The 21,325-nt window shown below is 63.8% G+C and carries 19 protein-coding genes and 2 pseudogenes; 9 read left to right on the forward strand and 12 right to left on the reverse strand.

Translation table 11 applies throughout. The features are described 5' to 3' along the window. From ACYQ8K_RS24950 to ACYQ8K_RS24960, 3 genes and pseudogenes are all read left to right on the forward strand, one after another. Positions 1–484, forward strand: a 484-nt coding sequence (locus tag ACYQ8K_RS24950) for an SDR family NAD(P)-dependent oxidoreductase (protein WP_459973262.1), incomplete at its 5' end; no start/stop codon positions are given. 154 nt (positions 485–638) lie between these two features. Next, positions 639–1,376, forward strand: a complete 738-nt coding sequence (locus ACYQ8K_RS24955; protein WP_459973264.1) for an alpha/beta fold hydrolase — start codon at positions 639–641, stop codon at positions 1,374–1,376. Positions 1,377–1,558: 182 nt separating this feature from the next. Continuing rightward, positions 1,559–2,667, forward strand: a pseudogene (locus tag ACYQ8K_RS24960) (IS3 family transposase). Between the two features lie 117 nt (positions 2,668–2,784). On the opposite strand, the gene ACYQ8K_RS24965 reads toward ACYQ8K_RS24960, so the two are convergent. Further along, positions 2,785–3,402, reverse strand: coding sequence for a TetR/AcrR family transcriptional regulator (locus ACYQ8K_RS24965; protein WP_459973266.1), 618 nt, complete (start codon positions 3,400–3,402; stop codon positions 2,785–2,787). A gap of 62 nt (positions 3,403–3,464) precedes the next feature. Then, on the reverse strand, positions 3,465–4,787 hold the full coding sequence (locus ACYQ8K_RS24970; protein WP_459973268.1) for an alpha/beta hydrolase family protein: 1,323 nt from the start codon (positions 4,785–4,787) through the stop codon (positions 3,465–3,467). 159 nt (positions 4,788–4,946) lie between these two features. Between ACYQ8K_RS24970 and ACYQ8K_RS24975 the strand changes: the two are divergent. Further along, positions 4,947–5,066 (forward strand): annotated as a pseudogene (locus ACYQ8K_RS24975) (integrase core domain-containing protein); the annotation flags it as partial. A gap of 72 nt (positions 5,067–5,138) precedes the next feature. Here ACYQ8K_RS24975 and ACYQ8K_RS24980 read toward each other — a convergent pair. The 5 genes from ACYQ8K_RS24980 to ACYQ8K_RS25000 form a co-directional block, all read right to left on the reverse strand. After that, complete coding sequence (locus ACYQ8K_RS24980) at positions 5,139–6,125, reverse strand: phosphotriesterase family protein (protein ID WP_459973270.1); 987 nt, start codon at positions 6,123–6,125, stop codon at positions 5,139–5,141. Positions 6,126–6,447: 322 nt separating this feature from the next. Beyond that, positions 6,448–7,362, reverse strand: coding sequence for an alpha/beta fold hydrolase (locus tag ACYQ8K_RS24985; protein WP_459973272.1), 915 nt, complete (start codon positions 7,360–7,362; stop codon positions 6,448–6,450). Continuing rightward, positions 7,359–9,134, reverse strand: coding sequence for an N-acyl-D-amino-acid deacylase family protein (locus ACYQ8K_RS24990; protein ID WP_459973274.1), 1,776 nt, complete (start codon positions 9,132–9,134; stop codon positions 7,359–7,361). The genes ACYQ8K_RS24985 and ACYQ8K_RS24990 overlap by 4 nt, the downstream gene beginning before the upstream one ends. A gap of 120 nt (positions 9,135–9,254) precedes the next feature. After that, a complete protein-coding gene (locus tag ACYQ8K_RS24995; RefSeq protein ID WP_459973275.1) occupies positions 9,255–9,782 on the reverse strand; it encodes an ERG2 family protein in 528 nt (175 codons plus the stop codon). 27 nt (positions 9,783–9,809) lie between these two features. Then, positions 9,810–11,432 carry a flavin-containing monooxygenase gene (locus ACYQ8K_RS25000; protein ID WP_459973277.1) on the reverse strand — a complete coding sequence of 541 codons (1,623 nt, stop codon included), beginning with the start codon at positions 11,430–11,432 and terminating at the stop codon, positions 9,810–9,812. Positions 11,433–11,604: 172 nt separating this feature from the next. Between ACYQ8K_RS25000 and ACYQ8K_RS25005 the strand changes: the two genes are divergently transcribed. The 3 genes from ACYQ8K_RS25005 to ACYQ8K_RS25015 all read left to right on the forward strand — a co-directional run bounded on the left by ACYQ8K_RS25005 (position 11,605) and on the right by ACYQ8K_RS25015 (position 13,314). Next, positions 11,605–12,186 (forward strand): TetR/AcrR family transcriptional regulator, encoded by a 582-nt coding sequence (locus tag ACYQ8K_RS25005; RefSeq protein ID WP_459973279.1) that lies wholly within the window; start codon positions 11,605–11,607, stop codon positions 12,184–12,186. Between the two features lie 127 nt (positions 12,187–12,313). Next, positions 12,314–13,171 carry a metal-dependent hydrolase gene (locus ACYQ8K_RS25010; RefSeq protein WP_459973281.1) on the forward strand — a complete coding sequence of 286 codons (858 nt, stop codon included), beginning with the start codon at positions 12,314–12,316 and terminating at the stop codon, positions 13,169–13,171. Then, positions 13,168–13,314 carry a hypothetical protein gene (locus ACYQ8K_RS25015; RefSeq protein ID WP_459973283.1) on the forward strand — a complete coding sequence of 49 codons (147 nt, stop codon included), beginning with the start codon at positions 13,168–13,170 and terminating at the stop codon, positions 13,312–13,314. The genes ACYQ8K_RS25010 and ACYQ8K_RS25015 overlap by 4 nt, the downstream gene beginning before the upstream one ends. A 154-nt stretch (positions 13,315–13,468) precedes the next feature. Here ACYQ8K_RS25015 and ACYQ8K_RS25020 read toward each other — a convergent pair whose 3' ends face one another. From ACYQ8K_RS25020 to ACYQ8K_RS25035, 4 genes are all read right to left on the reverse strand, one after another. Beyond that, positions 13,469–13,825, reverse strand: a complete 357-nt coding sequence (locus tag ACYQ8K_RS25020) for a hypothetical protein (RefSeq protein WP_459973285.1) — start codon at positions 13,823–13,825, stop codon at positions 13,469–13,471. A gap of 147 nt (positions 13,826–13,972) precedes the next feature. Continuing rightward, positions 13,973–15,358 (reverse strand): AAA family ATPase, encoded by a 1,386-nt coding sequence (locus ACYQ8K_RS25025; protein WP_459973287.1) that lies wholly within the window; start codon positions 15,356–15,358, stop codon positions 13,973–13,975. Between the two features lie 105 nt (positions 15,359–15,463). Then, positions 15,464–16,423 carry a hypothetical protein gene (locus ACYQ8K_RS25030; RefSeq protein ID WP_459973289.1) on the reverse strand — a complete coding sequence of 320 codons (960 nt, stop codon included), beginning with the start codon at positions 16,421–16,423 and terminating at the stop codon, positions 15,464–15,466. Between the two features lie 813 nt (positions 16,424–17,236). Beyond that, positions 17,237–17,497 (reverse strand): helix-turn-helix domain-containing protein, encoded by a 261-nt coding sequence (locus ACYQ8K_RS25035; protein ID WP_459973291.1) that lies wholly within the window; start codon positions 17,495–17,497, stop codon positions 17,237–17,239. A 183-nt stretch (positions 17,498–17,680) separates the two neighbouring features. On the opposite strand from ACYQ8K_RS25035, the gene ACYQ8K_RS25040 reads away from it, so the two are divergent. Both ACYQ8K_RS25040 and ACYQ8K_RS25045 read left to right on the forward strand, forming a co-directional pair. After that, positions 17,681–18,817 carry a TniQ family protein gene (locus ACYQ8K_RS25040; RefSeq protein WP_459973293.1) on the forward strand — a complete coding sequence of 379 codons (1,137 nt, stop codon included), beginning with the start codon at positions 17,681–17,683 and terminating at the stop codon, positions 18,815–18,817. Between the two features lie 36 nt (positions 18,818–18,853). Continuing rightward, a complete protein-coding gene (locus ACYQ8K_RS25045) occupies positions 18,854–19,231 on the forward strand; it encodes a hypothetical protein (protein WP_459973295.1) in 378 nt (125 codons plus the stop codon). Positions 19,232–19,289: 58 nt separating this feature from the next. Here the strand turns inward: ACYQ8K_RS25045 and ACYQ8K_RS25050 are convergent, their stop codons facing one another. Beyond that, positions 19,290–21,302, reverse strand: coding sequence for a helix-turn-helix domain-containing protein (locus ACYQ8K_RS25050; RefSeq protein WP_459973314.1), 2,013 nt, complete (start codon positions 21,300–21,302; stop codon positions 19,290–19,292). Positions 21,303–21,325: the final 23 nt, after the last annotated feature.

The raw sequence follows: 21,325 nt of genomic DNA on the forward strand, positions 1-21,325 counted from the left end.
GCTCATTACGACGATCAACTACTTCGCCCCGTTCGACCTGTGCCAGCGCGTGATTCCGGCAATGCGAGAACGAGGCGGCGGCTGGATTTTGAACATCACCTCGCTGTCGGGCGACATCCCGACGACGCGCCCGCCCGACCCGATCTACCACCTCCAGGGGACCGCCTACGGCGGATCCAAGGCGGCCCTGAACCGGCTGAGTGAGGGGCTGGCTTCCGAGTATTACGCCGACTCGATCGTCTGCAACGCACTCGCTCCGGTGAAGGCCGTGTTGACAGAAGGCGTGAAGGCGACGATCGCCGAGGACGCCGTCGCCGATGCCGGCGTCCTCGAGCCCGTCGAGGCTATGGCCGAAGCCGCCTTGGCGCTGTGCACGAGCCATCGCGATGGCCTGAACGGCGGCATACACAAGTCTTTGACCCTACTCGAGCAGATCGGTCGTCCCGTCCGGACGTTGGATGGAGCAAAGCTTTTGGAGGGTTGAATTGCACACATCTGCTCGGCAGGCACACCTCGGTTTTAGCGGAGCGGGACAGCAATGAGGCGCGCTGGGTCGACTCGGCGGCGGCGCACTGCCGCGCCGCCGACTCACTCAATTCAGAGAACCCGCGGCACGGGCGGTGCTGGTTCTGGTTCTAGTGGCGACGATCGCCACGGCCGCGGCCCTGCGGCGGCGCTATCGCGCTGCATGTCATCTACTGGCCGGCGTCGCGCCCGACATGCGCAATCCGTTGCTTCCCCTTCTGGCGTCTGACGTGACGGAGCGTTCCCTGCCGTTCAACCGCGCTGTCCTGCGCATCCCGACACCGGTTGGCCGGGGCATGACCTCGCGGTGCTGCGTTGTCCCCGGCGTCGGCGTGCCGGTGCGAGTCATCGCCGCGGCAGGTTGCACGGGCCAGCGGCCGGGCGTTTTGTGGCTGCACGGGGGTGGAATGGTCTGTGGCTCAGCGGGCTTCGAAGCTGCTTCGGCTGCTGCGACGGCGCGAGCGCTTAACACCATAGTCGTCGCACCCGACTATCGCCTCGCGCCCGAGAATCCGTTCCCCGCACCCCTTGACGACTGCATGGCCACCCTTGCCTGGATGCGCAAGGCAGAGTTTGGCATTGACGCGGAGCGCATCGCCGTAGTGGGTTCCAGTGCTGGCGGTGGGCTCGCTGCCGCAGTTGCCCAGCGGGCCCATGACGAGAAGCTTCCTCTGAGCGCGCAGGTGCTGGGCTGTCCGATGATCGATGACCGCACAGCGCTGCGCGATCCAGGGATACGAGGACGATTGGTATGGACCGCCGGGTCCAACGAATTCGGATGGACGGCGTATCTCGGTCGAAAACCTCGGATGTCTGACGCTCCCGAGTATGCGGCACCGGCGCGTCGGTAGGACCTTTCAGGTCTCGCACCTGCCTGGATTGGAGTCGGCGGGCTCGACCTTTTCTTTGACGAGGCAGTCGATTACGCCACGCGGCTAGTTGCAGCCGGTGGGTGGCCTGACCCCGATTGGTTGATCCATGGCTTATGAGAGGCTTGCGGCCCACGTTGTGGGTAGGAAGGCTCGACAAGATCATGGCGACGAGGAAACGGCACAGCCCGGAGCAGATTGTGCGCAAGCTGACCGCGGCCGACCGGCTGTTGGCCGAGGGCAAGGACGCTGCGGCGGTGTGCCGCGAGCTCGGGGTATCCGAGGCCACCTACCACCCCTGGCGCAACCAGTTCGGCGGCCTGAAAGCCGAGGATGCCAAGCGCCTCAAGGACCTCGAACGCGAGAACGCTACGCTCAAGCGCTTGTTGGCCGACGCGGAGTCGGAGAAGGACGCGCTGCGGGAGATCGCAACGGGAAACTTCTAGGCCCGGAACGCCGGCGGGCAGCCGTTTGTCACCTCCAGCGCGTGCTTGGGGTCAGCGAACGGTTCGCCTGCCGCGTCACCGGGCAACACCGCGCCACCCAACGCCACGAACCTGTCGCGGCGACACCAGATGATCCCGACGCTGCCCTGCGAGAGTGGCTGCGGGCTTATGCCAACAAGCATTCCCGCCGTGGTTTCCGGCCGGCTTACTACGATGCCCACGGCGAGGGCTGGCACGTCAACCACAAGAAGATCCAACGCCTTTGGCGCGAAGAGGGACTGCGTGTGCCGCAGCGGCGAAAGCGCAAGCTTCGCGGCACCTCCGCCGCACCGCCGACCATGGTCGCCGATGCGCCCGACCGGGTGTGGGCGGTGGATTTCCAGTTCGACGTGACTACCGACGGGCGGCCCATCAAGTTCGTGTCAATCATCGACGAGCACACCCGCGAATGCCTTAGCGTGATTCCGAGCTCAGCCCGCGACACTCCTTGACGAACTGGACCGAGTGGCCGCCCAGCGCGGTACCTATCCGACGATCTGGCGATGCACAACGGACTTGAATTGGCTTGCAGCGCAATGGCTGGCTGGGCGCTGGGTCAGGTCGGGTTGCATTTTATCCCGCCCGGCGAGCCATGGCGCAACGGCTACGTCGAATCATTCAACTGCCGCCTTTGCGACGAATGTCTCAACATCAACAGCTTCTGGTCCCTGACCCAGGCACGCATCGTTATCGGCGACTGGAAGCACGACTACAACCACCAACGCCGACATTCATCGCTGGGCTGTCAACCACCAGCCCGCTACGCTGCCACCTGTACCCACCGATGAACGATTCTCGTCAGCCGTGGACCGGTTCATGGGTCCGGTCATCAGCTTTGGTCGCAGAGCGAAAAACTACGCTGGGCGCAGAGTCACGCGAGGGGGCGATCCCGATGAACGCAAAAGTCAACAATCTCTTGTCGCAGAGATCCCGACGAGAATTGCCCGAATCATCTGGTCAGGCATGTCTTCGGGGAGGTCGGTGTCGGTGTTGGTGAGCACGCTGAGCTGGTAGAGGAAGACTGGCCCCGCGATGGTCATGGCGATGACGTCGGTGTCCAGGTTTGGGTGTATTTCGCCGCGTCGGCGCGCACGTTCGATGAGTGTGTGGATCTGCTCGATCCTTGGACGCAGCAGGTGTTCTCGGTACAGGGCGAGCAGTTTAGGGTCGCCACTGATTTCGCCCATGGTACGCATCAGGACCCGGGCTGTTGTCATGGCTTGGGGGGTGCCCACTGACTGACCTATCAAGTGGCGAACGTCAGCTTCGAGACTGCCCTGATCAGTGGGCGTTGTCGTTTGGCTCATCAGGCGCAGGATCTCTTCTGTAACAGCTATTTTGGATGTCCAGCGGCGGTACAGGGAGACCTTGCTGACCCCGGCGCGCGTCGCAATGGATTCCATGCTCATGTCGCGGAATCCATTGGCCGTGAACTCGTCCACCGCGGCCTGCAGGAGGGCCGCATCGACGGCCGTGCTGCGGGGCCGGCCTCGGCGGCGGCCGGCCCGTTCGGTGTCGTCCATGGATGCTCCTTCCTGTGGGGTCTTGGTCGTATCAGAACAAGTGATCGAGGTGCGAGAACTGCTCAGGGTGAACTCAGCCGAGCGCCGTGGGCTGTCGCCTCGATACGGTCTAGTGCACGAGTGGCGGCCGCACCGTGCAGATGTCGACGCATCACGCTCAGATCGGCGTCCATCGTCGGCAATGTTTCACCCGCGACGACAACCCGGTCCAGCCAGTCGAACATCGCGGCCTGCAGCGACGAGAGTGCCCCGATCTGGCAGTGGGTGGCGGCCCAGCCTTGGTCGTAGCCGAACACCCGAAGCGTCGTCGCACCCGCCAGCTCCGCGATGAACTGCAGCACACCGGCGGAAACGTCCTCATTGGTCTGGGCGAGCTCTGCTTCCCCGTACAGGAGCAGGACGGGGACGTCGATTCGAGTGGCAAGGCCGCCGATATCGAAAGGGCGCCAAGACTCGATGAGATCGTGCGGGCGAGTCTGGCCGAACATCGCGCGGAACCGGTTACTCAATCCGCGCAATTGCGGGCTCAGTTTCTCCATCGTGGCGAACGCCATGTCGAACAACCATGCGGGCGCTTGTTGTAGAGGGCTGGGCCAGACGGCGTGCCAGGCTTGGTAGACGTCCACCACCAAGCCGTCGCTCACGCAGGCCTTTATCCGCTTGTCGAAGGCAGTCGCCCGTGCTGCGAGCGAGGCACCTAAAGACGGGCCGAAGATTGCGAGGCGGTCCGAATCGACATCGGTCCGTTGAGTCACGTGATCGATCACGGCCCGCACCGGCGCCTCGAAGTCCGGGCGCAGATAGAGCCCGGGGTTGAGCTGCAGGGCACTCCATTGCCCAGGCCCCTCGAACACCACGCAGTTCCAGCCACGATCGACCGCGGCGAATCCCAGCCAATGCACGACCTCCTCGTTTGTGGAATCTCCGCCGTTGAGCACGACCAGAGTCGGCGCACGCTTGCCGGTGGTCACGAAGTAGGCCGGCAACACAGCTTCCTCGAACGGGATGGCCAACGTCTCTACCGGCGGAGAACACAAGGCGGCCGCACGCTGGAAGCAGTCTCGACTGCGCGTCAGATAGGCGTCCAGTCGGGGATCTGATGGTGGCAGCGAAATCATCGCAGTCCGGTAGTAGTTACTTGCTCGCAGATAGGAGCTTCGTACGACAGATCGATGCTCAGCAGACTCGGCCTCACGGTGTCGCTGATCGGCCAACGCGGCCCATTCAGTGACCCAACTTTCAGCATCGCCGTTCTTCACGCGCCCCGCAGTCAGCAGACACTCTGCGGCTTCGGCCCCACCGGTCGCGGCGACCGACAACGTCCGCACGAGGTTGAACGCCGGTGTACCGATATCCATTGCGCGCGTGCTGAAATCGAGTTTCATCTCTTCTGCCTTACCTCCGGGGTAGGTCCATCCCGAATTATTATGTGAACGACGCCGTACACATAATATTACGCGTGGCTTCCAGCCAGCCAGATCCCCGGTCCACGAACCGTCGAGGTGAGACAGCATCTCGAGATGACGGACTGAGAATGACCTGGCCTGACCCAGGCCCGCATCGTTACCGGCGACTGGAAGCACGACTACAACCACCACCGCCGACATTCATCGCTGGGCTATCAACCACCAGCCCGCTACGCTGCCACCTGTACCCACCGATGAACGACTCCCGTCAGCCGTGGACCAGTTCATGGGGTCCGGTCAAGGAGTGTCGCGGGCTGAGCTCGGATCACGCTAAGGATTGCAGACCGGGGCGGCAAAGATCCTCTTCGGGTTGTCCACCAGCATCGTGTGGACTTGCTCGTCGGTAACGCCGCGCTGTTTCAGCGCGGGCAGGACGTCGTTGAAGATGTGTTGGTAATGCCAATTCGGCAAGGCCGTCTGTATGAGCGTTTCGGGCCAAACGTCGTAGTAGCAGGAGGCATCGTGAGATAGAACCATTCGATCGATGTGTCCCCGCTCGCACATTCTCGCCACAGGGTCAACTCGGTCTTCGAAAGACAAGTAAGCGTCCACCCCGAAACGGTCCATCCCTATGTAGGAGCCGTTGTTAATCAACTCTTCGAGGTAAGCGAGGTCGTTCGTATCGCCGCAGCGGCCGATGATCACCCGTGAAAGGTCGACGCCCGCGTCAGCGAAGATGCGCTGCTGTTCCAGTCCGCGACGTGTAGCGGCATCGGTATGTGTGGAGATCGGCGCGCCCGTACAGCGATGCGCTTCAGCGACGGCGCACAACACGCGCTCGACGCCAGGGGTCGCCCCCGGGGCATCGGTGGCACATTTGAGAATTCCGGCTCGTATCCCACTTTCAGCGATGCCTTCTTCGATATCCCGGACGAACATCTCGACCATCGGTTCGACGCCCCCCAGCGGGGTGCCGGGGCCGTTGTATTGAAAATAGACGGGCAGTTCGTTATAGGTGTACAGCCCGGTGGCGACGATGATGTTCAATTCGGTGGCAGCAGCGATTTGGGCGATACGCGGAATATAACGTCCCAGGCCCACCACGGTGAGGTCGACAATCGTATCGACGCCGCGCTCCTTCAATGAATTTAGCCGGATAATCGCGTCATTGATCCGATGGTTTTCGTCTCCCCACTTACTAGGATAGTTTTGGGTGACTTCAGTGGACATGACGAAAATATGCTCGTGCATCAGCGTCACGCCTAGTTGGTCGGTGCCGATGACTCCACCGGCCGTGCTCACGAAGTCGCCATCCACTGCTTCGCTCCTCTCCGTCGCTTCGCAGGATATTGGTCCAGATGAGCCGGCGAACATGGGTGGTTTCACTGGACGGACCTGACGTTGGGCGGCAATACGGCCAACTCGCCGAGGCGTCCCTGGGCCTTGACCCGGGCAGTGGACACGGGATTTGTGGTTATGCGGCTTCGGGCAACGTAGCGGCGTGTGGGTCCTTTCGTAGTCGAGGGGGCGACGTGGCGATAGTGGGAGTGGCGTCGTAACGGCTTCAGCCTCACGGGGGCACCCCAGCGCCGCCGCAGCCACGGCCGCCGGCGGTCCAGTTGCTTTCTAGCCTCCCCTCTCAGGGGGTCCCCGGCTGCGCGGTGTCACACATGATGTGGTCAGCGATCAGCTGGGTGACCAGTTCGGGCAGGTCGAGCTGAGGGAAATGACCTCCGCCGGCCAGGACCGCGTGGGTGCTGCCGTTGGGTAGGTCGCCGGCACTGAGGGCGGCCAATTCCGGGTCCAGGGCCCCGTCGAGTCCGCCGTGGAGCAGGAGCACGGGGACGCGCAGGGGCATGCGGCGCCACGATCGGTGCCATAGCCGGTAGGCGGCGTGGTGGCGGCGCGGCTGGAACTGGTGACGGTAGTAGGAGAGGGCAGCGCTACGGTGGGCTCGGTCGGGCAGCGCCGCCTGCACGTAGTTCAGGTCAGCCGCCGTGTCATAGCCCGGCGGGCTCCAGTCGCGCCAGAGCCGGCCGATGACGCGGTGCAGCGTGTGTTCGGGTAACGCCGGAAGTTGTTGGTAGAGCACGTACCAACTCCTTCTTGCCTGGCTAGCCAGACGCCCCAGCACGCGAGGGCCGGCGCGGCGGAACCCATACAGCCACGGGGCGGCTAGCCCGACGACGGTGGCAAACGGAGAGTCCGGGTGTGCGGCCAGGGCCAAGGCGGTGAACCCGCCCCAGTCGTGGCCCATCAGGACAGCATCGGCGGGGCTGCCGAGGTGACGGTGCACGGCGAGCGCGTCGAACATCAGGGCACCGATGTGATAGTCACCGTCGTCGGGAATCTGTGTCGGTGAGTAACCGCGGCTAAATGGGGCCACGACGCGAAACCCCTTGGCGCCCAGTAGCGGTCCGATCCGCCGGTAGGTCCACGCGGTGTCGGGGAAACCATGCAGACACAGCAGCAAACGGCCGTCCGGTGGCCCCCACGCCAGCGCGGACACGCGCAGGTGCGGCAGGTCGAAGGTCAGAGTCTGCGGTGCGGTCATGCGGTCCCGGCGCCGACGGGCACGGCCGGGGACTGGCGCCCGGCACGCAGGAAGCTGCCCGTGCGCACCGTACCGAGGATCTCAGTGGGTCGACCGTCGATGACGACGGGTTGGCCGCTGATGAACACCGCCTTGGTGGCGTCGTTCCGGTTGACCATGCGCACCATGCCGTCGTATTGCTCGGCGGCGGCTTCGGCGAAGGTGTCGACAGACTCGTCGAGGTGCTCGGGGTCGACGATGACGACGTCGGCGCGGTCCCCGACCCGCAGATGCCCGGCGTCCAGGCCGTACCAGTCGGCCAGTTCACCGGTCATTCGGTGCACCGCGCGTTCGACGGTCATGAACGGGGCGCCGGCGTTCTCGGCGTCGCGCACCCGTTTGAGCAGACGCAGCCCCATGTTGTAGAACGCCATGTTGCGCATGTGCGCGCCGGCGTCGGAGAACCCCATCTGGCTGTACTTGTCTCTCGACAGCCGGTTGAGGATACGTGGTCGGTGATTCTGGATGGTGGTGTACCAGCGCAGCGCCTTGCCGTGTTCGAGCACCAAATCCAGGAACGCGTCGACTGGGTGCAACCCACCGCGCTCGACACCGACCTGCCCGAACGATTTACCGATCACCGATGCGTCAGGGCAGGACACGATTTCGGCGTCGAAGAAGTCGCGGTGCCAGACCTTGATGCCGAACTTCATGTCGTAGTCCTTGCGGAATCGGCGGCGGTAGGCCTCGTCGCGCATCAGCTCGTCGCGTTCGACGCAGTCGGCCAGGTGCATTGCCTCCTCGCCGGAACCGAACTCCTCGAAGATCACAAAGTCGATACCGTCGGCGTAGACGGTGAAAGGCACCGGCAGGTGCTGGAACCGGAAATTGCCGCCAAAGGCGTTGCCCAGCCGAGAAACCGCCTTGAGCACGAAGACGCTGCCCTTGTTGGATTTGGGGTCAGCCGCCGCCAGCAGGCTGGTTTTCAGGGGTTTGCGAAGCAGTGCGGTAGACAGCAAGGCGTGGGTCAGCAGATTCGCCGGGCGGCGGACGTTGGGGGCGGACTGCACGACCGCGCCGCGGCGGCGCAGAATTCCTTTGAGTCGGCGGAATTCGCGGGGTTTGGCATACGTCGAGGGCACGGCGCGCGACCGGCAGCGGTTCCCGTCGAGTTTGTCGAATTCCAGGTCCATCGCCGACATTCCGACGAATCCTGCGTCGAGGGCTTCGTTGAGCATGTCCTCCATCTGCGTCAGTTCGGCCGGTGTGGGCGTGACCCCGCCATCGGTGGCGCGTTCCAGACCCATGGCCGCCACCCGCATATCGGAATGGCCGATGAACGCACAGACATTGGCGCCCAACGGCAGTGATTCCAGCGCGGCGATGTACTCCTCGCCGCTGGACCAGGTTTTGAATTCATGCATGGCCTTGACGACGTGGTCGCGGGGGATGGCTTCGACGCGCCCGAAGAGGTCGCCGGCGTCCTCGGCGTCGACGTGCACCGTGGAGATCGAGCAGGAGCCCACCGCTACGGTGGTCACCCCGTGACGCACCGATTCGGCGAGGCCGGGGCCCTTCCACACTTCGACGTCGTAGTGGGTGTGAACGTCGACCATTCCCGGCATCACCCACATGTCGACGGCATCGATGACGCGCGGGCAGTCGGTGCCGTCGAGTTCGGTGACCGACACCGAGGCGATGCGCCCGTCGCGGATGCCGATGTCGCGCACCGCGGATGGTTCGCCGGTGCCGTCGAACCACCGGCCGCGCCGGATGATCGTGTCGTAGGGCATGAGGCTTACCTCCCTGGTATCGCTGCGTTCGGAAGCGTTCGGTTGGGATGGGAGCTGGGGCTCGCCGCCCTGCCGATGGCGGCGGGTCGAGGGTCTCGGTCAGATCTTGGCGGCACGGGTTTACACCTTGCCGCGGCGCAGGTTGGCGGCGACGAGTTTGGCGTAGGCCCACGCCGTTTTGCCGACGGTGGGTGCGTCGAGCGTGCTGAGGACGGCATCGGCCAGGCCGAACGGCGCCATGCTCAGGATCGGACCGCGGGCGCATTCGAGCATGTAGGCCCCGCCGGGTGCGGAGTACCCCTTCACGCGACCGCGCCCGAGGTAGGCGACGTCACCGGGACGGTACTCGGAGCGGTCGAGCTGTCCCTCCTCGTAGCACCACACGTTGCCGTCGAACACGAAGTCCCACACTTCGGTGGGATAGCGCCCGGAATGGCCTTCGGTGCCGATGGGAGTGCCGAACAGGATGAGGTACTCGGTGAGCGAGCAGTGCAACAGTTTCATCTGCCCCATCGCACCACCGGCGTTGTTGAGCTCCCACGGGATGTCGTCGCGAAAGCGTTGAGGATGGGCGCGTTTGAGGTCGGCGACGATCTGGCGGCAGGCCGCCGCGGTCGCCGAGTCCAACTGCGGCTTTGGCGACGGCATGCAGATCGTCGGGATCGAACACAGTGGTCATCGGATCCGTACTCCGTTCTCTTCGCTGGCGGGCATAGCCGAAATCGCTGTTGGCGCCTCAGTTTCATTGCCCGGCAAGGCCGTTGGGGCTGGTGCACCGGCGACCTGGAACCGTAGTCGTGCAGCGGTGAGTGGCGGGCGAACGATCGTGATCCGAGGATGGTTTGCGGCCGGTAGTACAGGGTTTCGCCGTGGGAGTTCACGAAGTACGTCCGCAGCGGCGGGCTGCACTTGGTGACGTAGACGTGGTAGGTGCGGGCGCGGCGGTCCGTGCGGCTGTTCCACCTGTCGAACGCGTCCTGGGTGATCTCGGCGGTGGTGCGCGGGCCGATGCGTCGGGCCACGTCGATCATGCGCACCGCATGCCGGGCGGTGGTCTCCACCCAGTCGGTCCAGGCCAGTCCGCCGTATATCCGCGCGGCCCGACCAGGTTCCACCGATTTCGCAGCTTGGGGTAGCTGGCTCCGGCGTAACTGCGCAGGCCGTGGCTGCCGAACCACGCGGCCAGATCGTTGCGACCGACGACACTTCCGGTCCGGTGGGTTTCGGGGTCGGTGTAGAGCTCGTATCCGGTGGCCAACACAGCAGGTCCGCCGGATTGTGCACCGAATCCTTGTTCAGCACACCGGTTTCAGTGACCCGCTGGATGGGTGTGGTGATGAGGTTGACCGTGTCCCGGTTGAGTGCGGGCAGGAAGGAGCTGGAGATGACCGGCCCCTTGGCGTACGTGCCATAGCGGGGCGCCAGCGCGCGCCGGTAGGTCGGGTCATCGACAACGAGGCGCAGCAACGCCCGGTAGAAGGCACGCCAGCCAATGTCGTAGATCGGTAGGACGGTCGTCAGCAGCCTCTCAGGCATCCACGAGAGCACGTGGACCAGGAGGATGACCACGACGGTGTCCATCAGCACTCGCCCGATCAGGTTCAGCGCGGCCAGCACGCCGGGAATGCGCTGGATGCGCTTAAGCGCATCGGGCACGTCGGAGTCGACTTTGGGCAAGATCCAGGCCGGGGTGCGTAGATACACGTCGCGGTGCGCCGCGCGGTCGGCCAGGGCGGAGGCGATCTGCACGCCCGAGGACCCGGTGCCCACCACCGCGACCCGTTTGCCGCGAACGTCGCAGCCGTCGTCCCAGTCGTTGGGCCGCAGCACCGTGCCAGTGAAGTCGTCCACCCCAGGCAGGGCAGTCGAGCGGTCGGGGTTGATGTAACCGCCAACCGCGTTGAGCATGAACCGCGCCGTGACCGCCGGACGACCGGCGATCTCCAGCCGCCAGCGTGCGTCGTTCTGCTGCCAACGCTGTTGAGTCACGGTGCATCCCGGTCGTAGATAGTGATACAGGCCCAATTCCCGCGCCGTGCGACGCAGGTAGGCGCCGATCTCGGGGTCGGTGGGGAACACCCGCGACCAGTCCGGATTACCGGTGAACGACAGCTGATAGAACACGCCGGGCAAGTCGACGGCCAGCCCTGGGTAGTGATTGTCGCGCCAGGTTCCCCCGAAGTCGTCGGCGCGCTCAAGGATGACGAAGTCGGTGATACCCCGCCTCAGCAGGTGATGGGCGGCACTGATGCCACCGGGCCCCGCGCCGACGACGGCGACCTCCACGTCGGTCGACACCGACACCTCCCTCATCCTCGAAACGCGTTCGTGTCCCACCCGGCGTGGCGGCCCCTATGAGACGTTTCTAGGAAACGTGTCATATCGGCGGCCTCGGGTCAAGGAATCCCTGCGCATTCTGTTAGCGTGAGACCCGAAAATGCGGGGCCGTGGCGGATGGAGGCGTTGCGAGATGCCAGAGGGCGTACGCGCGCGGCTCATCGCCGCGACGGCTGAGTTGATCGAGCAGCGCGGCCCGTTGGGTGTGCGCGTCGACGAGATCGCCGAGCGTGCTGGGTGTTCACGGGCCACGCTGTACCGCCATGCCGCCGATAAGGACGAGCTGGTGCGTGAGGTGGTCGTCGCCAGGACGACGGTGATGGCCGGCATCGTGGCCCATCAGATCGACGGGATCTCGGATCCGACCGAGCGCGTGGCCCAAGGCCTGCTGCTGTTCAGCGACGCATTGCGGTCTGAAAGTTGGTTCAAGGCACTGCAGAACGACGGTGACGGCTCGTATCCGCTGGCGCGTATAGGCGGCGGCCTAGAAGCCATGGGTACGGCGATCTCCCCGCTGATCGAGACGCTCCTGCACGAATACGTCGGCTCCGGTCATCTACGCGAAGACGTCGATCTGCCCGACGCGGTCGAGTGGTTGATAGGCATCTTGATGAGCCTGCTGGCCCCCGCATTCGCCGGCCGCTCCCGCGAGCACCGTTTGGCGATGCTCAAGCGCTACGCGATCTTCCCGTTGATCACACCGCAACACGACTGAGCCCGGCCAAAGGGCGTGGCCTCTGCTCTTGACATCGGCGCGGGACTTCGGCGATGCTCCGTGAAACTTAATTTGCATCCGTCTCACGTCGCGGTGGCATCGTGGGCGGGAAAACCGGAGGTCGTAGATGAGTGCGCTCAAGATCCGCAAACCACCGTTCGCCTTCACCGACGGCTCGGCTCCGTACCTGTGGCAGCCGGCGAATCCGGACTTCTCCGAGCTGTGCAATGCGATCAGCTTCGCCGCGCCGGCATTCGAGCGCTACATCGTTCAGGTCGTGCAGTTGGCCGAACCGCGACTGGCCGGCACGCCCATGCAGCACGAAGCGCAGGAGTTCCTCCGCCAAGAGGCCCAGCACGCCCGGATGCACCGCAAGCACGCCGCGCGGCTGGTGGCCCAATATCCGGGCCTCGCCGAGACGCAGAAGAAGGTCGACTCCGCCTACACCGACCTTCTCGACAACGAGCCGTTGGAGTTCAATCTGGCCTATGTCACCGATATCGAGGCCACCTTCACCCCGCTGTTCGGGATGATGCTGAACAACGAGCCCACCCTGTTTCGCGGCGGCGCCGACCGGGTGGCGTCGTTGTTCCTGTGGCACTTCATGGAGGAGATCGAACACCGCTCCTCGGCATTCGGGATCTACGACACCGCCGTGGGCCGCAAGTGGTACCGCCTGCGCGTGCTGCCGAAGGTCACCCGCCACGTCAGCGGGCTGATGAAGGTCATCATCGACGACTTCGCCGTGCACGTGCCCGCCGCGGACCGCGGCGCGGTCTCCGGTGAGGCGCTGAGCTTCCGGTCCGCGGCGTTCCGCGACATCCCCGGCCGCGAGATGGCGGCCATGCTCTACCGGCTGGCGTTGTCCCAAGCCCCTTTTCATCGCCCTGAACGCCAGCCGATCCCCGACTTCACCGCGATCTGGTACGGCGCGGAAGCCGAGGGCCGCGATATCACCCAGTGGTACGCCACGCCCACCGCATGACATGCCACGCCGGCCGGGCCGCACCGCAGGGGCCGCAGAAGATGAGCACCGACACCACCCCGGGCGAACCGCCGCTGAAGGTGCATCGCGACGGCCACGTCATGGTCCTCTGCTGCGAGATCAGTCAGATCTCCAGCCGCTGAAACGTGCGCGTCTGCGTACCCTCCTCGCGGCATTGTTAGCGGCCGCGATATGCGTGGCGAATAACCGCTGTTTCCACGAGGATTCGGACACATGTTCGGCCGCCTCCAGTCGACCTGCCTACAGACCGCCGCAGTGCCGATAATGATCAAACCATTACGTTGGGTAGAGGTTGGCCGGCTTGTCGCAGCCCTCGTGGTCGGGGTGCGCTGCCCAGAACTGGGCGGTATGCAGGTGCGATCGTTCAGGTTCGACGAGGTTCGCCAGCCAAGGCAGCGCATCACACAGCCCGTGCGCGCAATCGTGGCAAAGGAAGATGCGGTGCACAGGATCGGTGTCGTCGAAGAACATGCCGTAGCCACCCGTAAGGGTCATCCCGAGGGCATTGCGATATTGCCGGCTGGTGACATCACCCTCGAAAACTTGTGTGAGCTCGCGCCCACAATCGATGCAGCTGTCGGGGATGGCTCTGACCTTCGGGTGGTCGCACGAGGGACACGGGTCGTTACTCATGGGACTCCTGCGTAAAGGTGGCCGATATCCCGAACCTGACTGTGTTGCTTAACTGGCCGACTCCCGTGGCACGGCCCAACGCGGACCTGCTGCCCTCCGAAGGCTCCTTCTCCTCGGCGAGTTCGGGAGGTTCGTTGCCCTTGCTCATTACAGGTACATTCCTGCTGGCGGCTGGGCCCGGTACCGCCCGCTGCTGACCTCGGCCAGCAGCATTGCCGTCTCGACGTGTCCGTCGTCGCCCCCGAAGATGGCGCGACGGACGATTTCGCGGATGTCGCTCCCGGTGCTGTTGTCGGGTAGGGCGGCCACTACTACCGCGGTGTCGACATCGCAGCCGCCGGGCAGATCCCGGATCAGTGCGGCCAGAATGCGGGCAGCATCGGCCGGGTTGGGATAGCCGACATCAACGATGGAGTCGAACCGTCCAGTCCGGATGGCCGCCTTATCCAGGGTGGAGGCGTCATTGGTGGAGGCCAGTGTCAGGATGCGGGCATCGGGTTGAATGTCCATTGCCTGCAACAGCTCTGACAGTCCGCCATCACCGGTTGTGCGGTCGCGGCACCACAGGTCGATGTCTTCGAGCACGAGCAGCACCGGGCCGTCGAGGCGCTGGGCTTCCTCGACGACGGCGGTCAGCAGTTGAGCGCCAGCCTTGGCCTCGACGTAGATGACGGTGAATTCTCCGACGACTTGCCGAGCGACGACCGCGCACACTGCCGACTTGCCGGTGCCGGGCGGACCGCACAACAACACGCCACGCCTCGCTCCGAGGCTGTGTGCGTTGAGTAGGTCGTGACGGTCGCGCACAGCGCTGATACCGAGGTCGATCTCGGCCCACACGTCGTCGCTGACGATAACGTTCTCACGCGTGGCGTTAGACGGCAGGTCGATGACGGTTAAGTGCAGGCCAACGGTGTAGGTGGCGCGCACCGCACGCCCCCGGTACGGGTTGAGCTCGTTGGCGCGATCGGCGAGCCGGTCGAGCACCGCGCGGGCATGATCCTGGTCATCTGGCGTCACGTAGGCGCTCATGACGGCGGACTGCATGACGCTGTCGCGTCCCTCGATGCCGATGACACATCCGGTCTCCTCGAGCAGCGTCCCTGGGGGAAAATACACTCGCAAACACAGCGGGTGGCGGTAACGGTGCCCGCCGATCTCGGTCTGGGTCCATTTCGGTGGGCTTGTGTACTCGCCTGGACCGATCTCGCAGACAGCGGCGTGCTCGGCCATCCATTCGGCGAGCGCCAGCGCGAAGGTGAATCGCGACACTGGGTTGAGGTCGCGTTCCTCATCGAGCAGATGTCCACTACGCGCCACGCCCAAGCAGCGGGCGGTGAATCTCTCGGCGCTTTCCGCACGGGTGGTGGCATCGCCGTCGGTGACGCCGACCAACAGCTCGCCAAGCGCGCGCAGCGCCGGCTGCGCACCACGGTCTAAGCCGTCGAACCAGGCGCTGACGTCGGTGATGAGTCGACGGCGCGGGTTAGTATCGGCGCTTAGGTCGGTCAGTTCGTTATCGGCTAGGTTCATCGCTTGTGAGATGGTTCGGGGACAGGGCAGCCCAACAGAGTCTCACCCGCCCGGTAGGTCGTCAACTGGTTTGCGGGACGAGGGTTGCGAATCATCCGCGGCGCTTCACGTGGGGCGGCCCGACGTTGACGGCGCCTGGTCGGTGCGCGGATCACCAGCGGGTAGGCGGGTTCCGCAGGCTGGGCACCATTTGAGTTCGCCGCCCAGCCAGGCTTGCATCGATGGCAGGTCATCGCGGTGCCGTGTGCATGCCTGACGGGCGAGGTGGACGCGGATGGTGTCGATGATGAACTGTGCTCGCTGGACTGGCGTTGTCCCGTATTCGTCGACATCGTTTGTGCCAGAAGCGATTATGTCGCCCTCCTCCAGTTCGCGCTCCTGGTATTGGGTTGCACCTTTGCTGTCGCGGCCGGCCAGAGTGCGTACGAAGCGACCGCTTGGCCGCAGATCGAGCTCGAGGCGCCAGTCGCCATGTCGTTCACGGAAGTAGAAGCTGTGGCCATCGACGTCGCCGCTCCACTGTTCGGGTATCAGGCCGCCGTGGCTGCTGACAGTGACTCCTTCTTGTCGTGCGAGCCATGCTTGCAGTTCGGCTTCGGCGGCCTGCTCTTCGGCTTTGATCTGTTGGCCTTCTGGTGATCGCCAGAAGGCGCTGAGGTTGTCGAGCCAGTTATGGAAGGTGCGGCGGCGATCTTCGGGTGTTCGTGTACACACGCAGTCAAACCCGTAGTCGTGGCGGTCGGTTTCGGGCAACCGCGGGTGACACGAACACCGGCATTGTTCGTCGCTATCTATGTAGCGCCAATCGGTCAGTGCGTTGAGTGCGAGGTCGGCGAGCGCGCTGGGTTGCGGGGAGCCGTGCAGGTCAAACACTGCGGTCAGGTGCTCGAGGTATCGCCGGTGCGCTTCGGCGCGGGCGTGCTCGAGGCGTTCCCGGCGCTCGGCCGCACCGGGATCGTTGGAGAAGTCGACCGCAAAGATCTCCGGTCCTTCATCCATGCTGTTGCACCCTCGCAGCGATCGCCGCGGTTTCATATGAGTTTCGAGCCGAACCTTGATCGACATCGGACCGCGGACATAAAAATTGCCACGGTACCGATGGCAGAGCCGCCTCCGTGACTCGGGCCCGAAAACGGTACAACGTCGAGCTACGGCGAAAGGTGCGTTGCCCGCGAATAAGTTTCATTGACGATATCCCGTGTGGACGAGCCAGAGGCCGCTTCACGCACCACGATCGCCCGGCATTTGGTGAAGGCGATTGTCCCAGAACGAAATTGGGAGAGCAATTCCACGGCGCGGAGATCAGGAGTCCAGCCCGCCAAGACACTTGAAGCTATAGCGGTGGAAAGCGCGCCTCGCCGGTCGGGCGTAAGAATCGGTGGCCGCGTCGAGCCACTGTTACCAATCATCTTTTGCCACATTCAACCTCCTTCGCGCTTCCGTTAGCCGGAGGTGCATTTGCGTGTTCTCGCGGCGCGGGTGAGCCTGGTTGCGGCAGTGTGGGACGTCTGATCGGCGGTAAACCGCCCCGTGCGCGGCCGGATCGTCACCCGTTGTCCGGCTCTTTAGGTCAGCCGGCAGACCAGGCTCACACAAGTCAGTGTAGCACTAGTAGGGCAGATATTAGGCTCATCTCGTCGGCTCGAATGCTCGCCTGAGATCGACAGACGTCGGCACTGAGGGCGAAGGTGCGGCCCATCGAGATCGTCGGCGACTGGTGGTGTCGCCGAGGTTCGTCCAAATAGCGCTCGTCAGGGCGTCGAATGCATGCACGATCGCAGGAGTGCGATGCCGCTTGGCGCGGCTACCTACTCAGTACTACTGGTAGCGCACAGTGAAGACGAATCGCGATCCAAATTGATCGTTTCCAGGCGCGGATCATTTGATGCCTTCCAACAGCTCTGATGCCGACACACCCAACGCTCTGGCGATGTCGAACAGCCTTTCGTGCAAAATGCCCCGGCGGCCATGCTCAAGGTCTATCAACACATTGCGCGACACGCCAGATCTATGCGCAAGCTCCTCCTGGGTGTAACCGCGGTCAATGCGCAAAGCGTGTATCCGCGCACCGACCTTCCGTCGCCGCCTCTCCCACACAGCGACCCGTTTCGGGTCATTTTGACTGGGGCGCGTCGGCACGCATACCAGTAGTCCGCGAAAGTCCTCAAAAGTCTGCCCTACTAGTAGTGCAAATGGTGCTTTTATGGCTATTCTTAATCGCTGATCCGCCCGATCCGAGGCGCAGGCACCGTGTCCGCCGGCATAACAGAGCAGGCGTTCGGCGCGACCTCCAATGCACTGCTAGTGGGGTGTTGGTCGAGCATGGTCCGTAACGCATCCCTGCAGGACGACCGTTCTCGCCGCGGCGTAGGGCGTGAGCACATAGTGCGCACGCTGCCGATACGCGTGAAACCCCTCCCCGAGGAGAGCTTCGACTCGTGGCTAGAGGCGTTGGCTCACCGCACGGATGCGACCTGGGGCGACATCTTGGGCGCGGTCGGCATTGTCGGGATGCGCGGCTCTACCGCGTCGTATCGGGCGACCCGCGCCGCCGTGTCGCTGACACCGGAACAGGCCGACACCATCAGCTACTGCACGGGTGTTGATCCGCGCCGGCTTCGGGAGATGACGTTGCAACCGTGGATCAAGGACCCCAGTTGGCAACGGCGGTCGGTGGCCTCCATGCGCATCAGCGGTTCGCGGTTTTGTCCGCGGTGTCTTGACGAACGCGGTGGCAGGTGGCGAGTGTGGTGGCGATTGCGGTGGGCCTTCGCGTGCCCAACCCATGGGTGCTTGCTCGCCCACGCGTGCAGCGTGTGCGGCGGTCCTCAACGCACGGCCCCACCTCGCGTCAATGACGTACCAAGCCTAGGGTCATGCACCCGCACGATCGTCAGATTCGGTGAACCACGCAAGTGCAATGAACAGTTATCGAATATGCGCGCTGTCCACCTTGATACCGACCCTGCAGTGGTAGTGCAGCAGGAGGTACTACGCGTGCTTCGCGCAGGGCACACTTCAGGCGGCATCTACGCGCTTTCACCAGTGGCCTCGACAGTGTTCGCCCGAGATCTGCAGACGTTGGGCAGCTGGATGTTGAACTGCGCGCAAGCCACCGATGTGACCTGTCGCATTTCACATGTGCTCTGGGAGCAATGCAGACTCCAAACAACCAAAGAGATTGCGCAACAGCTCATCACGAGCGGCGGCGCGCGGGTGACGTACTCCACGCCGGCTACCGACGCCGCCATTGCGTGTATGGCCATGCCGATCCTTCAGGCGACCGACTCCGAAACCGCGGCCAAAAGCCTGCAGTGGCTGACATCGTCAATGCGCCGGCGCGGCGTGTCACCGTCGCGGCAACGGGCGTGCTGGCGTCAGGGCTGCAGTCCGTCGCTTGATGCGCTTCGGCGAGTGGTCCTGTCACCACGTAGCTTTCGTAGGAGCCCGCAAATGTGAACGCGGGCAAGATCGGAGCGGGATGTCATGAGATACATGGTCGATCAAAAAGGCTGTCGTATCGTCGAATTGACCCGTCGGAACCTTGAGGTCCTGTTGGCTAAGCTGGATGACCCGCTGTCGGCGCGGGGATTGATCGACGGTGATGGCAACATTCTGGTGCGAGCGGTTGAGAATGACGCCGATCGTGGCGATACAAGTGCGCGGACGGCAGCGCTGGCCGAAGGTGTGGTGGAGCTGACGCGCACCGAGTTACACGACTTGCTAACGACAATAGATGGCCGACGGTGCGGTGAGACGACGCTGTCCATTGCGGGCGGTGCTTGTCTCGTTCGCGCAGTCGAGAATGCAGCCCACTACCGCCTCCGCACCCCGGGCGTCATGTGGATGCCGTCGACGGGTGAGGTGATGTGAGGCGTGCCGCTAGCACGACGACGACGTTACGCTTTGACGCTGCCCTGGCAGACAAGCCTCAACCAGCCGGAAAATCGCTTAGGTGGCGAGTCGCCTCGGCAACCTGATCTCCCAGCGGTGTGGGTCGCAGCGACATTCCGTGTCGCGCCCGCAACAGCAGCGGCCCGTCAAAGATCGTTTCCAAGGCCCGTATTCGATAGCGAAGCGTTGCAGGATTCATACGCAATCCGGCTGCTGCTGCCATCATCGTTGGATAGCTGAGGGTTTGGGCAAAATTGCTGAGCCAGTATGACGGTTTGTCTGCGGTGAGTACCGGTTTGAGCAGTTTGAGCGCGGACGTTTGACTCATCGGTCGGTGCGACAGATTTGATGTTGCGGGTTGAGAGGCGAGTTGATAGCGACGTTTCCACTCGCATACGGCACGCCAACGCACACCTGTTTCGGATGCAATGTCTTCGAGCGTCCGTCGTTTGATCACGTGTTGTTCGTAGAGCCACTCGGCGTTGGGGGGTGGCGGGCGGCGGCGGACGGGTAGCCCATCACGCACGAGAAGGCGTCGAACCATGGTTTTGTTGGTCTTGAATTGAGCGGCAATTTGGGCCAGCGTGCGGCCCTGCTCGACGTACAGGTCATCGAGGACAGCTGCGGTTAGGCGAGGGCAGACCTGAGCGCGCGCGGTCTCTACCAGACTTGCGTGGCCCGGTTGGATCGGATTCTGATCCAGCAGATAGCGAACGGTGTGGGTGCTGGTGGATAGCCGTTTGGCGATCTCGGTGAGAGACAGCGTCGGGTCCTGCGCGAGGCGCTGCAGCTTGCTGATCTTGATTCGTGCCGGGTCGGGATACGGTAGGTCGAGATCGCTGATCAGCTCCAGCGGTGGAGTCCAGGTGATCGGTTCATGGATGCGGTTTGAGTGGAGGAACTTTCGGGCTTCATCATCGAGGAGCCGGGCCAGATCCGGAGTGACTCGACGGGGAAAGTTCGCGATCCGTTGCACCATATCGATCCGTGTCGAGGGCGCGATCTCGCCAAGGAGTTCCCATGCGGGACGTGAACTGAGTTTTTCATAGAGGTGGCAGCGAGCGATTAGCGCCTTTTGTCCCCGCCCCTTTCCCGGTAGGGCCCCTGTTTGACGGCAGATGTGTGCCCAGCGGTCACCGGGAAGCAGTGTGGCGTAGTCAAGTCGGCGCCGCCGGGCATAGTTGATGGGTGTGGGATGATCGGCGAGGTATTCACTGAGTCGTGTCAAGGCCGTGCAGACTCCCGCCCAGTTCGGACTCCTTTGAAGGTGGAAGAGGGCGTTCTTGGCGGACGCGGTGTCAATAGTGTTGCCGAGCAATGCAATTGCTTCGTCGACGTTGATGCCGGAGCCGACCAGGACCGTGGCGCACGACAGGACACAACGCAGATATCCGAAGTGCATCTCGCGAATTCGCAATCGAATTGACCAATTCGGCCACAGCATTGACGGCAGACTGCGAGCGACGCCCCGCGGCAGAGCGTTCCCGGGTTCAGGTGGTTTCGGCTCGGGCAGTGTTGTGCGATACCGCAGCTGCATGTGCGCGCCTGTCAGCGACGAGCCCGCGTTAGGCGCGAACACTTTTAGCAGCACGGCCGAGACGAGGCCGCCGTCTCGCGCATATGGGATTATGGCCGGACCGCTACCCGTTTGAACTCGGCCTTCGACCAGCCAACGCACGCGATCGGCGGCTACCGTAACGGTAGGAGCCTGCAAGACGGAGAGCGCCGCCGTGGTGGCCAGCGCCGCTTCGGCCGCGATCTGGGGCGCTTTCATCTGGGCGGTGTTGCGCCGATAGCGCCATTGCATCGCTGACCGGCCCTTTTGGTTGATGCGCTCACCCAAGAGATGTGGCGGTTTCACGCTTGCCGGACCGTTGTCGGCCGCGTAGGCCAGTATGCGGGTCGCTAACGCCTTGATGTCGGCCAGCGCGGCCCGAGCTGAACGGGGATTGCCAAGATAGACACCGAAGTCCGCGCGGTCGTCCGCCAGGACCGCGAACAACGTCTTTTGTGCCTGGATCACCGGATGGCCTCGGGGAAAGTCAAACACCTGCGCGTCTGTAAGGTCCGCGC

The organism is Mycobacterium sp. MUNTM1, from assembly GCF_054660795.1.